The organism is Micromonospora sp. DT81.3, assembly GCF_049847225.1.
Lineage (GTDB): Bacteria > Actinomycetota > Actinomycetes > Actinomycetales > Microbacteriaceae > Microbacterium.
The window spans coordinates 1-13,857 of record NZ_JBNCNY010000014.1; the positions used below are offsets into that span (position 1 = coordinate 1).

The 13,857-nt window shown below is 67.4% G+C and carries 17 protein-coding genes; 4 read left to right on the top strand and 13 right to left on the bottom strand.

Going from position 1 to position 13,857, the window contains the following annotated elements; translation table 11 throughout:
* Positions 1-837: 837 nt before the first annotated feature.
* Both ACPW96_RS20755 and ACPW96_RS20760 read right to left on the bottom strand, forming a co-directional pair.
* Positions 838-993, bottom strand: coding sequence for a hypothetical protein (locus ACPW96_RS20755; protein WP_425885429.1), 156 nt, complete (start codon positions 991-993; stop codon positions 838-840).
* Complete coding sequence (locus ACPW96_RS20760; protein WP_425885430.1) at positions 990-1,316, bottom strand: ArsR/SmtB family transcription factor; 327 nt, start codon at positions 1,314-1,316, stop codon at positions 990-992. Before ACPW96_RS20760 ends, ACPW96_RS20755 begins: the two co-directional genes overlap by 4 nt.
* Positions 1,317-1,359: 43 nt before the next feature.
* On the opposite strand from ACPW96_RS20760, the gene ACPW96_RS20765 reads away from it, so the two are divergent.
* A complete protein-coding gene (locus tag ACPW96_RS20765) occupies positions 1,360-1,995 on the top strand; it encodes a dihydrofolate reductase family protein (protein ID WP_425885431.1) in 636 nt (211 codons plus the stop codon).
* An 80-nt stretch (positions 1,996-2,075) separates the two neighbouring features.
* Here the strand turns inward: ACPW96_RS20765 and ACPW96_RS20770 are convergent, their stop codons facing one another.
* The 8 genes from ACPW96_RS20770 to ACPW96_RS20805 all read right to left on the bottom strand — a co-directional run bounded on the left by ACPW96_RS20770 (position 2,076) and on the right by ACPW96_RS20805 (position 7,309).
* Positions 2,076-3,269 carry an RNA polymerase sigma factor gene (locus ACPW96_RS20770; RefSeq protein WP_425885433.1) on the bottom strand — a complete coding sequence of 398 codons (1,194 nt, stop codon included), beginning with the start codon at positions 3,267-3,269 and terminating at the stop codon, positions 2,076-2,078.
* Positions 3,270-3,271: 2 nt separating this feature from the next.
* Positions 3,272-3,628 carry a YciI family protein gene (locus ACPW96_RS20775; protein ID WP_425885434.1) on the bottom strand — a complete coding sequence of 119 codons (357 nt, stop codon included), beginning with the start codon at positions 3,626-3,628 and terminating at the stop codon, positions 3,272-3,274.
* Positions 3,629-3,644: 16 nt separating this feature from the next.
* Positions 3,645-4,094: an SRPBCC domain-containing protein gene (locus tag ACPW96_RS20780; RefSeq protein ID WP_425816718.1), complete on the bottom strand. Its 450-nt coding sequence runs from the start codon at positions 4,092-4,094 to the stop codon at positions 3,645-3,647.
* Positions 4,095-4,512: 418 nt separating this feature from the next.
* The gene (locus tag ACPW96_RS20785) at positions 4,513-4,845 is read right to left on the bottom strand and encodes a three-helix bundle dimerization domain-containing protein (protein WP_425816716.1); all 333 of its coding nucleotides are present in this window, start codon (positions 4,843-4,845) and stop codon (positions 4,513-4,515) included.
* A gap of 62 nt (positions 4,846-4,907) precedes the next feature.
* Positions 4,908-5,843: a haloalkane dehalogenase gene (locus ACPW96_RS20790; protein ID WP_425885435.1), complete on the bottom strand. Its 936-nt coding sequence runs from the start codon at positions 5,841-5,843 to the stop codon at positions 4,908-4,910.
* Between the two features lie 6 nt (positions 5,844-5,849).
* Entirely contained in the window at positions 5,850-6,200 is a 351-nt protein-coding gene (locus ACPW96_RS20795; RefSeq protein WP_425816712.1) for a carboxymuconolactone decarboxylase family protein, read from the bottom strand.
* A 123-nt stretch (positions 6,201-6,323) separates the two neighbouring features.
* The gene (locus tag ACPW96_RS20800; RefSeq protein WP_425885437.1) at positions 6,324-6,680 is read right to left on the bottom strand and encodes a hypothetical protein; all 357 of its coding nucleotides are present in this window, start codon (positions 6,678-6,680) and stop codon (positions 6,324-6,326) included.
* A gap of 50 nt (positions 6,681-6,730) precedes the next feature.
* Positions 6,731-7,309 carry a GNAT family N-acetyltransferase gene (locus tag ACPW96_RS20805; RefSeq protein ID WP_425816708.1) on the bottom strand — a complete coding sequence of 193 codons (579 nt, stop codon included), beginning with the start codon at positions 7,307-7,309 and terminating at the stop codon, positions 6,731-6,733.
* A 262-nt stretch (positions 7,310-7,571) separates the two neighbouring features.
* Between ACPW96_RS20805 and ACPW96_RS20810 the strand changes: the two genes are divergently transcribed.
* Positions 7,572-9,008 (top strand): DUF1254 domain-containing protein, encoded by a 1,437-nt coding sequence (locus ACPW96_RS20810; protein ID WP_425885438.1) that lies wholly within the window; start codon positions 7,572-7,574, stop codon positions 9,006-9,008.
* A 171-nt stretch (positions 9,009-9,179) separates the two neighbouring features.
* Positions 9,180-10,793, top strand: a complete 1,614-nt coding sequence (locus ACPW96_RS20815) for a M28 family peptidase (RefSeq protein WP_425885440.1) — start codon at positions 9,180-9,182, stop codon at positions 10,791-10,793.
* A 66-nt stretch (positions 10,794-10,859) separates the two neighbouring features.
* Here ACPW96_RS20815 and ACPW96_RS20820 read toward each other — a convergent pair whose 3' ends face one another.
* Positions 10,860-11,705, bottom strand: a complete 846-nt coding sequence (locus ACPW96_RS20820) for a CPBP family intramembrane glutamic endopeptidase (protein WP_425885441.1) — start codon at positions 11,703-11,705, stop codon at positions 10,860-10,862.
* 114 nt (positions 11,706-11,819) lie between these two features.
* Between ACPW96_RS20820 and ACPW96_RS20825 the strand changes: the two genes are divergently transcribed.
* Complete coding sequence (locus ACPW96_RS20825; RefSeq protein WP_425885443.1) at positions 11,820-12,296, top strand: SRPBCC family protein; 477 nt, start codon at positions 11,820-11,822, stop codon at positions 12,294-12,296.
* A gap of 19 nt (positions 12,297-12,315) precedes the next feature.
* Here ACPW96_RS20825 and ACPW96_RS20830 read toward each other — a convergent pair whose 3' ends face one another.
* Together ACPW96_RS20830 and ACPW96_RS20835 are read right to left on the bottom strand one after the other, a co-directional pair.
* Entirely contained in the window at positions 12,316-13,176 is an 861-nt protein-coding gene (locus ACPW96_RS20830) for an NAD-dependent epimerase/dehydratase family protein (RefSeq protein ID WP_425885445.1), read from the bottom strand.
* 10 nt (positions 13,177-13,186) lie between these two features.
* Positions 13,187-13,765 (bottom strand): AAA family ATPase, encoded by a 579-nt coding sequence (locus ACPW96_RS20835; RefSeq protein ID WP_425816696.1) that lies wholly within the window; start codon positions 13,763-13,765, stop codon positions 13,187-13,189.
* Positions 13,766-13,857: the final 92 nt, after the last annotated feature.

The following is a 13,857-nucleotide window of genomic DNA, read 5'->3' on the forward strand; positions in this document are numbered from 1 at the left end:
ACTCGACGTGAGTGACCTCCAGAACCCGGTGTATTGGATCGCGCCGGAAGTCTCTTCGTACGTTCCGGGTCCCACAGAAGTGACAGCAGCTGCGGGCGCTGGCTGAGCGACCCCCGCCAGGACGAGCAGTGTGAAGATGCCGAGCGCAAGTGCTCGGTAAGGGAATAGGCGTGGCATGGGTCCTCCGCAAAACGTCGATTCGGCCCCCAGATGTCAGGTGGCGACCTCATCGGCGATTCCCTACGCAATTGTTGGCACACTCCCGACGAGTGCGGAAGAGGCGGGGGCGGACGCTTACATGAACGAAACGAACCGTGACGCGAACGTCACAAACCAGCTGCAGCGCGCCACCTTAGAGTGCGGCGGGCATGCGCGTTCCATCCCGGGGGGTGTTGGGAGGCTGACGCCCTCGCAGCTGCCCACCCAAGGAGCATCGTGAACGATCGGGTCCTTTCAGCCCGCCGAGCCTACCTGCGTCGGGGCCGGGATCGTCGCCGGCATCATCACTGCCGTGGCGGCTTCGCCTGCACTGGCACCCCTCGTCGGGTGGTGCGCTGCCGGGATCATCGCCCTCACACGGGTGTGGCGGATGCTGTGGCGGCAGGACCCGGGAGGCACCAACGAGCACTCCTGTCGTTCTTCTTCGGCACGGCCCTGATCGCAGTCGCCATCAACCTGGTCACGAACCTCGGCCAAGGATGAGCTCGGAGGCTCCGCTCGGCTGCGGGTGCGGGTCGGGCGACGAGATGGTCACACCCGCTCGGGAGCTCATCGAGCCGCTCTGCCGGTGGTGGGACGCAGACGAGGAGAGGCGGCGAGGTTCGTCTGGCGACGAAGTCAGTGCTCCCCGTGCGGGCGCGGCCCACCGGAACTGATCAGCTGGAGATACTCGCCGACCTGTCCGATATCGGAACCGTCGGACCGGTGACCGATGTAGCCATTCACGGTGACCGACAACTCCTGCTCGTCGGTGTCGACCCTGACGACCGTCATGTGAGCAGGTCCGACATCCGCTCGACCCGACCGCGCCACGCCGATTCGAGATCATCCAGGGCGTGCCTCACGCGGCGGACCATCTCCACGTCGGTACGGACCAGCTGCTCCCGCCCGCGTCGTTCCTTGGTGATCAAGCCGGCCCGCTGCATCACGGCGACGTGCTTGTGCACGGCCGGAAAGCTCATCGAGTACGCCTCGGCGAGCTGCGAGACGGACGGGGAGTCCAGCGCACAGCGACGGAGGATGTCGCGACGGGTGGCGTCGGCAAGCGCCCGCAGCAACTCATCGACTTGCTCTTCCCTCAACGGATCTATAACCATATGGTTTTACGATACACGGCTGATGGACGAATGGAGGATCAGGATGCCGCTGACGACAACGAGCTGGGTGTCAGTAGATGGAGTCATGCAGGGCTTGGGCGCCGAAGACGAAGATCGTCGGGGCGGATTCGAGCGCGGTGGGTGGGCGATGCCGTATGCCGACCCCGCCGTCGAGGGGGCCCTGAACGCCGTCTACGAGAAGGCCGATGCATTCTTGTTCGGTAGTTGGACCTTCGACGTCTTCGCCCGATCATGGGGCGCAGTCCCCGAGATGATGGATTCGCCCATCGGCAGGGCGCTGAACTCGAAGCCCAAGTACGTCGCATCCGACACCTTGGCGAGCCCTGCCTGGGCGCACACCACCGTGATCCCCGCGAACTCGGCCGCGGCTGTCTCCGGTGCGGTGCGCGAGGCGAGCGGTGAGGTGGTGACCCCGGGCGGTCGTACGCTGATCCGCTGGCTGCTCGCGAACGACCTCGTCGATGCCGTCAACCTGTTCATCGCGCCCGTTGTCGTGGGACAGGGCGAGCGCTTGTTCCCCGACACCGGGCCGGATCGTGCTCTCGAACTGACCGAGCATACCGTCGTGTCCAACGGGGTCATCGTGGTGACATACCGCCCCACCGGTCCCGCGCGCTACGGGCAGACAGCCGACACAACGCGGGCGTGGACGGAGTAACCGCACGAGCGCGAGAGTCTGCTCTCACCAGGACAAGGACGTGGGTCTGCGGCTGGGCAGATGTTCGGTCGCCATACCGCTTATCGCCGCGAGAGCAGGTATCGCCGAAGCGCAGGGTCCGATGTCAGCCCGATCGCCCTGTCGAACGCGGCGTGTGCCGCGGCGTCGTCGTTGCTCGCCTGCGCGACTTGCGCGCGGCAGATCCAGTACGGCTGGTGATCGCGAACCGCTTCCGGGGCAAGGGCGTCGAGCAGCGCGGCGGCTTCTGTCGTCTCCCCGGCCTCGATCAGCGCTGCCGCCGCCCCAAGCGTCGCCCCGACGGACGGGGCGATCCGAAGAAGACCGCGGTACAGCACGACGATCGTGTCCCAGTCGGTGTCGTGGCCGTCGGCGCGGGAGGAGTGGATCGCGCTGATGGCCGCCTCGAGCTGGAATCGGCCGATCTGTCCGAGCGCTGCGGCCCGGCGAAGTGCCGCGTCGGCGCGCCCTCGATCAGGCTTCGACCACAGTGCGGTGTCCTGCTGGGCGAGAGGCACGAACGCGCCGTGGGCGACCCGGGCGGTGCGGCGGCTTCGGGTGTGCAGTATGAGGGCGAGCAACCCCCAGGTCTCGGCCTGATCTGGGAGGAGTTCGGTAAGGAGCGTGCTGAGCCGGAGGGCCTCCGCGCGGAGATCGGCGTCGCCGTCACCGCCGACGGTATCGCCGATCCCGTACGCCCCGTACACGGCCTGGAGCACGGCGTCCAGGCGCGGCGTGAGTTGTTCACGCGGAGGCAGAGCGAAGCGGATGCCGGCATCCCGGATCTTCGTCTTCGTCCTGCTCAGACGCTGGCCCATCGTCGCCGGCGACACGAGGAATGCCGAGGCGATGCGGGCCGCATCGACACCGAGCACCGCCTGCAGCATCAGAGGGGCGTGCATCCGCTCGTCGATCGCCGGGTGCGTGCACACCAGCATCAGCCCGAGGCGGTCATCGAGTTCACGGGGCTGCACATCGTCCTCGGGGATCAATTCGAGGTCTTCGGGGGCGACGGTGACGCTTCGAGCCGCGCGCCGCAGCGCGCTCATCGCGCTGTTCCGAGCGGCGACCCGGAGCCACGCCTCGGGGCTGTCGGGGATACCCTTCCCGCGCCACGCCACCACCGCGGAAGCGAAGGCATCCGCAACGGCGTCCTCGGCGAGCTGCAGGTCTCCGGTCCGCCGGAACAGCCAGCCGACGAGGCGCCCGAACAACTGGCGGTAGGCCTGTTCGAGCGCCTCGTCGACACGGTCCACGGCTACGCCATCGCGGGCAGGACGGGGCGGACCTCGACACTGCCGTGAACGGCGGCCGGGCACCTCGCCGCCCAGCGCATCGCCTCATCGAGATCAGCGACCTCGATGAGGAAGACCCCGCCGAGGTGCTCCTTGGTGTCGGCGAACGGCCCGTCCTGCACTTCCCGCGTCCCGCCGCGAAGCCGGATGGTGGTGGCGGTCTCGGGAGGCTGCAGGGCGGCGCCGGCACCCATCACACCGCTCTCGCGAAGCGCCGACACGTAGGCCGCCCAGGATGCCCAGTACTCCGGCGACGCGGCGGGGTCGGTGCGTGCGTCGTAGTCGCGGGGGGATTCCATCGCCAGGATGGCGTATTGCATGCCCGTGCTCCCTCGGTCAGTGCGCAGGGGCCGGTACGAGGGGAGCACCTGTCTCGAGCAGGGTCTTCAGCCCCGACAGGATGAGCACCCATCCCTTCTCGACGTTGCGTGAGGCGACAGTATCAGGCAGCCCCTCGTGTGTGAGCGTGAGCGCGGTCAGGCCCGGCAACGCCATGGCGGTGTCGCCGAGCTCGTAGGTGACGACCGAGTCTGGCAGGGCCGCGACATCAGAAGCCCACGTACCGGCGAACGTCATGCGCAGCTTCCTGTTCTCGTCGACCTCGAGCAGTTCGCCGCTGATGACGGTCTTTCCGTCGCTGACGTATGAGTACGTCTCGCCGGCCCTCTCGCCGTAGTGAGCCTCGAACCCGTAGTAGTACGCCGGGCTGAGAGTCGGGCTGGTCAGGGCAGTCCAGATCTCTGCGGGGCTGGCTTTGATCGCGAGCTGGATCTTCTGAGTCGTCATGATGTCCTCCTGTTCCGCCACGGTGGCGTCGGAGGGGAGACGCACGACGATCGACGATTTCGACAAACGGGCGTTCGGTCGACCGCGCCTCATTCGCCGGCGAGAGGCGTCGCGTCGGACAAGGACCGCGCAGGGCCTCGTGTCCCCGACTGCGAAGTGGTACTGGCACGCACGCCGTCGACGAACTGCCAGGTCGATGGCGATAGCTCCAGAAAGCCGTTCGCGTGCATCCGTTCCCACAACAGCTCGACCCCCGCCTTCGTCAGTGGGCGCCAGACCACGGGTGGAACGAGCTCCCTCGGATGCGCAACCAGCCACTCGCGTGTTTCGGGCGGGACGTTCACCCACGCTTTCTCGAATGCATCGGCGCTCGATACCACCCATTCAGAGTAGGCGGCTCCGCCCCATCGCGCATCCGTCAGCCGCGGCCGTAGTCTCCCAGCAGCGGACCGCTTGGCGGTTCAGCGCGTCGTTGATGCTCCATGGGGTCCACTCCCGACTTCGCATTCGCTGGCATTTCCTGGAGAGGCTCGTCGACGGTCAGTTGCGGGTCCGCCTCGAGGCGGAGCCGCTCGGTCGCTTCGTGCTCCACGAGGAGGGGGATGAAATCGCGGACGCGAGCACCGTTCAAGCGTTCGTGCTCTTCATCGACCACTTCGGCGACGTGATCCCTGGCGAGGGTCGGGAATCGTGCGGCAAGCCGATCGACCACGTTGACGGTGACGTCGCCGGTCTCTTCTGTTTCGCTCATACCGGCATCCTCCGTGCACCTCGGCCGGCTTGACAAGGGGTTCGTTGGGAGCGCCGGGCGCGTTACGCGCCTCGCACGCCCTCGTCGACGGTTGCCGTCGCGATGGCCCACGCCGCCAGTGCCGCTGCCATGTTCTCCGGTTGGTCCTCCGGCAGGAAGTGCAGCCCTCGTCCGACGTCGACCGATGCGATGGCCGGTATGTCCGCCACCAATTCACGCGCAACGGCGGTTGTGATGATGGCGCCGGGATGGGCGTGCAGCAGAAGCCGCGGTGTGCTGGTATGCGCCAGCCATTCGTAGTTGGCGCTGAGCGCGTCGTGAACGGGAGCCGGATCACCTCGTACCGGAATCTGCGTCACCCACGCCCAGATGGGGAGGCGTGAGGCGGGCGTCGGGAACGGTTCCCGATAGGCGCGCGCCTCCTCGATGGTGAGCTGGTGGTGCATCCCGCCTGGGAGGATCGCCGTAAGGAAGACGTCGTCGTCCAGGACCTCTCTACGACCGTCGACCGGATCACGGAGCCGGCGGAAGAGTTCCCGACCGCCCTCATCGAAAGCCTCCCAGGATGGAAGCGGTCGGAGGTGGCCTTCCGCGAAGGCCACTCCCGCGACGCGGAGCGGATGAGTGCGGGCGTACTCGATGCCCAGCCCGACGCCCCAGTCGTGGGTCACCAAGCGCACAGGCTGGGTGCCGACGTCCAGACAATCAAGGGTCTCCGTCAGGTACGCACGATGGTCGGTCCAGGAGTATCCGATGGCGGGTTTGCCAGAGCCCCCCATGCCGATCAGATCAATGGCGATGCATCGGTACCGGGATGCGAGCGCCGCGATCACCTTGCGCCACAGGAAGGACGATGTCGGGTTGCCGTGCAGGAACACGAGCACCGGCCCGGTCGCTCGATCCACCGGGCCGACGTCGACCACGCTCATCGTTGACCCGAGCACCGGGACGTCGTGCCCGTAGTTGCGCGTCACGGCGTCCCAGTCGAGTGCCGCCACGGCGCCCTACAGGTCGTCGTCGAACTCGTCGTCGAGCTCGGCGACCTCGAGATCCGCGAGGGCCGCCTCGGCGGCGAAGGCTCGGATGATGTTGGCGGTGGCGGCCGCGATGCGCGCCGTCCCGACGATCGGCGCGATTGCGGTCAGGACACCCCGAATCGTGTCGAGGTCGAGGCCGTCTTCAGCCGCGACGTCCAGGTTGAGGGCATAGGAGACGGGTGGGGCATCGACGGCGACGAGCGCTGCGATGCGCACGAGTATCAGGGTGTCGAGGTCGAGGCTCGAACTCTCGTAGGCATCGGTCGTCATGCGAGCGAGGAGCTCGAGAACGGGGGCGTCGGTGGTTGTGTCGCTCATGCTGCGTCCTTCCGGAACGGTTCAGACGCCGGACACGTGACCGTCGCCATTGCCGCCCACACTCGCAGAGCGCCGGCGGGCAGACCATGAACGGCCGATGAAAGGACGGCGAACAGTGCCCGTTTAGCCGTACGCCTGATCGCAAGGGACAGCGGTTGCCGGGGAGTGCTCCAGTCCGACCCCGTCGATCTCGGGACGAAGACCGCCGACGACGACGGCGACGTCTCCTACGCGATCGTGCTGCCCGCCGACCTCACCCCTGGCACGCACACCGTCACCCTCACCGGGGCGCAGAGCGGACCCGCCGTCGGCACCTTCCAGGTGGTCGGAGCGCCGCCCGCTCCTGCGGGCGGCACAGGTTCCGGTTCGGGCGCGCTGCCCGCCACCGGCGCGGAGCCCGCCGTCCCGGCATCCATCGCCCCGCTCCTGCTGCTGGCGGGCGTCGTGCTCGTGACAGCGGCCCGTCTCCGTCGCCCGCATCGGCTGAGAGCACCGGCCGACCGCAACCCCACCCGTCCCCGGCGTCAGCCTCAGGCCGGCGGGATCGTCTTGCGCATCACGGTCTTGCTCTTGCCGATGTGGCGCTCGAACGTGAATCCCGCCTTCTCGAACATGGCCCTGGTCCCGTTGTGGAGGAAGGAGGATGAGGTTCTCTTGCCGGGCACGAGCTCGTTGGGGAACGAAACCACCTCGCCTCCGCCTGCCTGCGCGATCAGCTCGAGCGCTCCATCCAGCGCCTCCCGTGCCACACCAGAACGCCGATGGTCGCGGTCGACGAAGAAGCAGGTGATGCGCCACGGCGCCGGCTTGGTCTCGCCCGCGTCGTACTGCTTGCGGTGGTAGATGTTCGGCAGCTCGACCGGAGTGCCGTACTCGCACCACGCGATCGCATCGTCGCCGTCGAAGACCAGCGCGGCGTGCGCGACGCCCTCCGCCACGAGTCGCTCCTTGAACGTCGGCCCGTGGTGATCGCTCTTGCTGGTCTGCGCCGTGTCACCGTGAAAGTAATGGCAGTAGCACCCGCCCCAGACCCCGTTGTGCTTCTGCGCAAGTGCCAGCCACGCCGGGAAGGTCTCGGGGGTCAGCGGCTTGATCACGTGCGAAGACATCACGCCCACCTCATCCGCCTCACGTCTTGGTCCACGTCTCGAAACGTCCTCGTCGGCCATGCCGGACTCCTCGCGTCGGTGCGGCCAGTCTGCCAACTGCCTCCGACACCGGACAAGGCATCGCGGGCGTCTCACGCTGTCTGCATGAGTCGGGCACGAATCCAGGCAAGTATCTTGAGGCTCGTCCGGTCATCGCTCTGGATTGCGGACACGACTCGCGTGTCTGCGTGAAGCCGGGAACATCGCTATGTGAGGGAGATGCATGTCGGACCAGAACCGCCCGGGGCTCAGCAGCGACGAGATGGCGAAGGCGGTGGCTTCACTGAGCGCGCCCGACACGATTCGATCCCCCTTCGGAGATCTTCGCTTCTTCGACGGTGTTCCCCTTCCGGAAACGGCCACGACGGCCTACGACGCGCTGGACCTCATGACGGGAATCGAGGTGTTTCTGAATGCCGTGCCCGGGGCATCGCTGGTGGCATTCCGCAACGGGTTGCGCACAGCCGGCGTCGAAACGGCCAGGCAGATCGGCATCACCGAGCCGAGGGCGACGTCGAAGGCCCTCTTCCTCACACCGAACACCGAGACCACATACGGGGTCACGATGCTCGACCTGAAAGCCTGGGGTCCCACGGTGATCGAGGCGCCGCCGCAGTCCCTCTGCGTCGTCGACGACTTCTGGTTCCGGTACGTCGCAGACATGGGAATCGCAGGGCCGGACCGGGGAGCCGGCGGCAAGTACCTGTTCCTCCCACCCGGCTTCGACGGGGACGTTCCCGAAGGCTATTTCACGTATCGAACCCCCACCTTCACCAACTTCGTGGTGCTGCGGGCCCTCGGCGGCGTCCCCGCCATGAAGCAGACGCGCATCTACCCGCTCGCCCAGGCGGAGAATCCAGACGCGAACGAGTTCATCAACCTGTCCGAGCTCGCGGTGAACACCGTCCACGCCAACGATTTCTCCTTCTACGAGGAGGTCGCGGAGCTCGTGCAGGAGGAACCGGCGGATGCCCTCGACGCGGAGCGCGCGGGGCAGCTCGCATCCATAGGCATCGTGCGCGGTCAGCCGTTCGCACCCGATGCACGCCTGAGGGCGATTCTCGAGCAGGCCGCACCGATCGGCGCGGGCATCGCCCGGGTGATCGCCTATGCGCCGCGCGACCCCGATGCGGTGCTGTACGGTTCGTGGCGCAACGGATTCGTCGGCGGCAGCTACGAATTCCTCCGTGACGGTGCCCGCTTGCTGGAGGCTCGCACCCAGTTCCACTACCTCGCGACCGTCATCACGCCCGCGATGGCGCACGCACAGATCGGAGCGGGCTCCGCCTATGCCTACACGGTGCACGACGCCGACGGCGACCTGCTGGACGGAGCTCGCACCTACCGCCTGCACGTCGATGCCAACCCGCCGGCGAAGAACTTCTGGGCGGTCGACGTCTATGACACTCAGACCCGGTCGCTGCTGGTCGTCCCATCGACGCCATACCCGGCGCTGGCCAGCAACGACGGCAAGATCCAGGCCAACGACGACGGTTCGTACGATCTGTACTTCGGACCCACCTCACCCGAAGGCAAGGAATCGAACTGGGTGCAGACGCTCCCCGGCAAGGCGTGGTTCCCGATCCTGCGCATCTATGGACCACTGGAGGGCTGGTTCGACCAGACCTGGCGGATCAGCGAGTTCGAACGCCTCGGCTGAGCGAGGGCCGCTCGCTGCGCTGCGCCTCCACGAAGTGCCCCCCGCCGCCGGCTCCGGCGCATGCTACAGCGCCGCGAGCATCGAGGCCACCTCTGTTCGCCGCGCCGCGGCACTCCTAGGGTCGGAGCATCAGCGCCGTCGTGGTGCTGAGCCCACCGACAGGAGAGACGATTGAATCCACCGAAGAAGCACACGCGGACACTGACCGTGGCGGCATCCGCCGTCGCGGTCACCGCACTCGCCCTAGCGCCGGTGACGGCGGCCACTGCTGCACCGGCTCAATGCGACATCGGCACGGCCATCAGCGTGAAGAAGATCGCGACGTGCGTCGCCGCCCCCGGCGTCTACGAGCACATGCAGGCATTCCAGAAGATCGCCGACGAGAACGGCGGAAACCGCGCTGCGGGACTTCCCGGCTATGAGCGGAGCGTGGACTACGTCGTCGACACGCTCACCAAGGCGGGCTGGAAGGTCACGATCGATGAGTTCCCGTACCTGTTCAACTACGATCCCGTGCTGACGCAGCTCACCCCGGCCGAGACCGAGCGTGCCTCCGGGTCTTTCGTGGGCAGCGCGTACGGCGACGTGACCGGCACCATCATTCCGGTCGACCTCGTGCTCGACCTGCCTCGCGATCCCGTCACGAGTGGATGCGAGACGGAGGACTTCGACGGGCTCGACTTCTCCGGCCCGGCCGACATCGCCCTCGTGCAGCGCGGCACATGCGAATTCGGCGTCAAGGCGTTCAACGCCGAGACGGCAGGGGCCGAAGCCGTCATCATCATGAACCAGGGCAACACCCCGGCGCGTTCGGATGTCTTCACGAACGTGACGCTGATCGGTGAGGTCACCGAACCGCGCGGCATCCCCGTCGTCTCGACGTCGTTCGATTCCGGAGTCGCGCTCGCGGAGGCCGGGTCCACGGCCCGCGTGCAGATCGCGGAGCCCGGGTCACGTCCGCAGAAGAACGTGATCGCCGAGCTTCCGGGCAGGAACGCGAACAACATCGTCATGGCGGGCGCTCACCTCGACTCGGTTCGTGAGGGTCCTGGAATCAACGACAACGGCAGCGGATCCGCCACGCTCCTCGAGGTGGCACAGACCTTCTCGAAGCTGAAGCCGCAGAACACCATCCGTCTGGCATGGTGGGGCGCAGAGGAGGACGGTCTGGTCGGCTCGAGCGAATACGTCCTCGGACTGAGCCAAGCGGAACGTGACCGCATCGGGCTCTACCTGAACTTCGACATGACGGGCTCGCCCAACTACATCTACACGGTGTACGACGCGGACCAGTCGGGCTTCGTGGCGCCGGAGGGCGTCCCGATCCCCGAGGGCTCCGTGCAGATCGAGAACCTGTTCGAGGGGTACTTCAGCACTCTTCGAGTCCCGTACGACGATGCCGAGTTCAGCGGGCGCAGTGACTACCAGGCGTTCATCGAAGCGGGCATCCCGTCCGGTGGATTGTTCACCGGCGCGGAGGAGCCCAAGACCGAGGAACAGGCGGCGATCTGGGGCGGCACAGCGGGCGAACAGCTCGATCCGTGCTACCACGAGGCCTGCGACTCGATCGAGAACGTGAGCATCGAGGCACTGGGCGTCAACGCCGGCGCGATCGCGGTCGCCATCGGCGTGTTCTCCTACTCGACCGAGTCGGTGAACGGCGTGCGCGGCGGATACGTTCCGAGCAGCCTGCGGCTCCCGACGATCGCGGGCCCGGAGGGCACGACCAACACGGACGGCGGAGGCGGACTCGCACCGCACCACGACGAGCTCGTCGCCGGCTGAGCCGGTAAAGGGCATCAGGGGTCCCGCGCGATGAGCGCGGGGCCCCCTTGTCTTGGTGTCCCGCCTCTAGACGGCGATCGGGGCTCCCGTGACGGCATCCTGCTTCGCGCGCCGCCGTTCGCTGACGATGAGGACGATCAGCAGGATGACCCCCGTGAGGATGATCAGGTAGGTGCTGAGCGCCGGGACGATCCCGAACAGGTTGGAGGCGGGATCCTGGCCGTGCAGCAGCAGGGTCGGGTCCGTGGTCGCGTGCAGCAGGATCGGCCAGATGAGGTGGCCGGTCACGCGGAGCGTGAGGTACATGCAGAGCCCGAACCAGAACGTGTAGATGACCTGGAGCGAGGTGGTCGCCAGACCCTGATCGCTCGTGAACAGGTTCCCGATGTGCAGAGCCGCGAAGATCCCCGACGAGACCAGCGCGACCGCGATCTCACCGTGACCGGCCTTGCGCATGAGGGTGACGACGAAACCGCGGGTGAGGACTTCTTCGGCGAATCCGACGAACAGCCCGGTGAACAGCCACGCCGCCACGAGCCCGGCACCGGCCCGCGCGTAGTCGATGCTGAGGAACCCCGACACGTTGATCGCGAGCACCACGCCGACCGCGACCCACATCCATCGACGCCCGGGAACGGGCTGGCGGCCGAACAGCTCCTTCAGCCAGCCGAGCGAGAGGGCGAACACGACCAGCAGCACGCTGGCGAGGATGATCGGCAGCGCCGTCGCGATGAGGACGTCCATCGCGCTGCCCTCTTCGCCTCGGATGCCGCCGCCGTCCCCGAACACCGCTCCGACCAGCAGACCCATCAACTGGTAGAGGCCGTAGTAGACGGCGGCGAGGAGGAGGGCCCTCCACGCCCCTCCCCGCTCCCAGAAGCGCTTCCACGCGGACGGCGACTGTTCGGGCACGGCTAACCCCCTGGGTGTTCGGCGAGTCGAGGCGGCGGCCCCTCGCTTAGACGCTACTCGGGGCGAGACAGTTTGCTTGACGGACGACGGCGCCCGGAGTCGTATCCTCAGGTCATGGGTGTCATCGAGTTCGAGTTGACTCGCACCGTGGATGCGGGCATTGAGGACGTCTTCGCTCGTCTGGCGGATATCGACGGACACAACGACTGGATGCCCGATAAAGGCAGCATGCTTCGACACACTCGGCAGACATCGCCGGGGCCGCCGACCCGTGGCACGACCTATCTCGATGAGACGTCCTTCGGTCCCACTCCTGGCGAGATCGCGAAATACGAGCCGCCCCACACCCTGGTGTACCACTGGTGGGACCGGTCCAAGGCGGGCAAGCTCAAGCTCGAGGGGTGGCCGGCGTACTCGCTCGAGAAAGTCGATGACGGCACGACGCTCGTGCGCCACACCGCGAGGATGCAGACCTACGGGCTGTACCGGCTGGCCGCTCCCCTGCTCCGCAGGATCGCGATCAAAGAACGCTCCGCCACGCTGGAGGCGCTCGCGGCGTCCTTCGACCGCGGCCAACAGACCGAGCCCTGACATCCTTCCGTCGGAGGCGTTAGGGGTGTCGCCACGAGCGTGTCGCGTGCCAGCCGATCACGCTGGCCGCACGGGAGGTGTCGAACCCACCCGTGTGACCATCGAAGTCTCGCTTCCGGCGAGCGTCGGGAAGGTGGCGGTTGAGCAGGTCGCCGGTCGGAGTCTCCGAGAGCGTCTCGTCGCTCGCGATGACAATCGCTTCGTAGCCGCGGTGCTCCGCTCGAGGCTGCAGGGAGAGCACGCATGCCCGAGCGGCGTCCTCGAGTTCCACCCATCCCCAGAGGTTCGCGGCGCCCTCGGTGTCGTCCGCGGTGCGGGCGACGTGCTCGGCCTCGCGCGCGGTGAGGATCCAGTGCAGCCTCAGCGCCGTGACGGTCATCCCGCGTCGGGCGTACATCTCGCCCATGCGTTCGGTGAAGTCCTTGGTCAGCGCGTACGGGTCCACGAACTCCAGCGGCGTCGACTCGTCGACCGGCAGAGCGGAGAAGAAGAGCGGGTCGGGCGACCATGCTGTGCCGTAGATGGATCCGCTGGAAATCAAGACCGCCGTCCGCACACCCGCGAGCCAGGCCTCCTCGAGCGCGTTGAAGCAGGCCATCGTGTTGTTGCGAACGAGCTCGCTCGGCTCGATGTTCTCCGGGCTCGGGATCGCCGCGCAGTGGATGATGGCGGTCGCACCACGCATGGACCGCGCGACCGCGTCCGGATCGGTGAGTTCCACCGGGGACGGTCCGTGCGCGTCCGCCTCGAGCACCTGGACACCGGCCGCGCGCAGCTGACGGCAGACCTCCCGCCCGAGCTTGCCGTGCGAACCGCTCACCCACACCACTGACGCGTCAGGCAGAGTCACCGTCGGTGGTCCGGGCTCGTTGCGGTTCACGCCTACGACCCTATGACTCTCGCGTCGGCCCGTGCGCCCCGGTCGCACCGTTGATCCCTCGCTCCGTCGCCGGCTGCTCCGTCTTGTCCGGCAGTTCGGATCTGATTCGCCTGGCGAGAGCCCGGATGTCGACGGGGCGGCTCGTGTCGACCTCGAGCAGCGGGCCGACGCCCAAGGGTGCGACCGGCTCTCCCCACAGTTCTTCCGCGGTCCGTTGAAGGTCGAGGTGGCGGCCATCGCGGACGCGCGCTTCGAATCGAGCGCGAGCGGTCTGGAGCGGGACGTGGCACCGCACCTCAACCCGAGTGCCGTGCAGGCGAGCGACGAGCGGCCTCGTGTAATCGAACCACGTACTGTCGATGACCGCCCCGGGAACGTCGAGGGCGGCCCGGAGAGCGACGTGCACGGCGGCGCGGCCCAGCCGACGCGACTCCTCGACGGATGCGGGAGCGCCGAGTGCATCCATCAGCGCTTCTTTGATCGCGTCCTTGCTCAGTAGCGCCAGTCCGAGCTCCGCCGCGAGAGCCGACGCGAGCGTCGATTTGCCGGATGCCGGCCACCCGCCGACCAGCACGTACAGCACGGTCATACGGCCATGGTCGCATCACACGGCCGTCTCCGGGATAGTCGACGAACATCAGGATGGCCGCGCGTCCACGCGAGCGTCACCGTGTTCCTGAA

Excerpts from the sequence above, each read along its gene's own strand:
- ACPW96_RS20755 (WP_425885429.1), bottom strand. The coding sequence starts at position 993 with ATGACGGTCGTCAGGGTCGACACCGACGAGCAGGAGTTGTCGGTCACC.
- ACPW96_RS20760 (WP_425885430.1), bottom strand. The coding sequence starts at position 1,316 with ATGGTTATAGATCCGTTGAGGGAAGAGCAAGTCGATGAGTTGCTGCGG.
- ACPW96_RS20765 (WP_425885431.1), top strand. The coding sequence starts at position 1,360 with ATGCCGCTGACGACAACGAGCTGGGTGTCAGTAGATGGAGTCATGCAG.
- ACPW96_RS20775 (WP_425885434.1), bottom strand. The coding sequence starts at position 3,628 with ATGCAATACGCCATCCTGGCGATGGAATCCCCCCGCGACTACGACGCA.
- ACPW96_RS20780 (WP_425816718.1), bottom strand. The coding sequence starts at position 4,094 with ATGACGACTCAGAAGATCCAGCTCGCGATCAAAGCCAGCCCCGCAGAG.
- ACPW96_RS20785 (WP_425816716.1), bottom strand. The coding sequence starts at position 4,845 with ATGAGCGAAACAGAAGAGACCGGCGACGTCACCGTCAACGTGGTCGAT.
- ACPW96_RS20795 (WP_425816712.1), bottom strand. The coding sequence starts at position 6,200 with ATGAGCGACACAACCACCGACGCCCCCGTTCTCGAGCTCCTCGCTCGC.
- ACPW96_RS20800 (WP_425885437.1), bottom strand. The coding sequence starts at position 6,680 with ATGCGGGCGACGGAGACGGGCCGCTGTCACGAGCACGACGCCCGCCAG.
- ACPW96_RS20805 (WP_425816708.1), bottom strand. The coding sequence starts at position 7,309 with ATGTCTTCGCACGTGATCAAGCCGCTGACCCCCGAGACCTTCCCGGCG.
- ACPW96_RS20810 (WP_425885438.1), top strand. The coding sequence starts at position 7,572 with ATGTCGGACCAGAACCGCCCGGGGCTCAGCAGCGACGAGATGGCGAAG.
- ACPW96_RS20825 (WP_425885443.1), top strand. The coding sequence starts at position 11,820 with ATGGGTGTCATCGAGTTCGAGTTGACTCGCACCGTGGATGCGGGCATT.
- ACPW96_RS20835 (WP_425816696.1), bottom strand. The coding sequence starts at position 13,765 with ATGACCGTGCTGTACGTGCTGGTCGGCGGGTGGCCGGCATCCGGCAAA.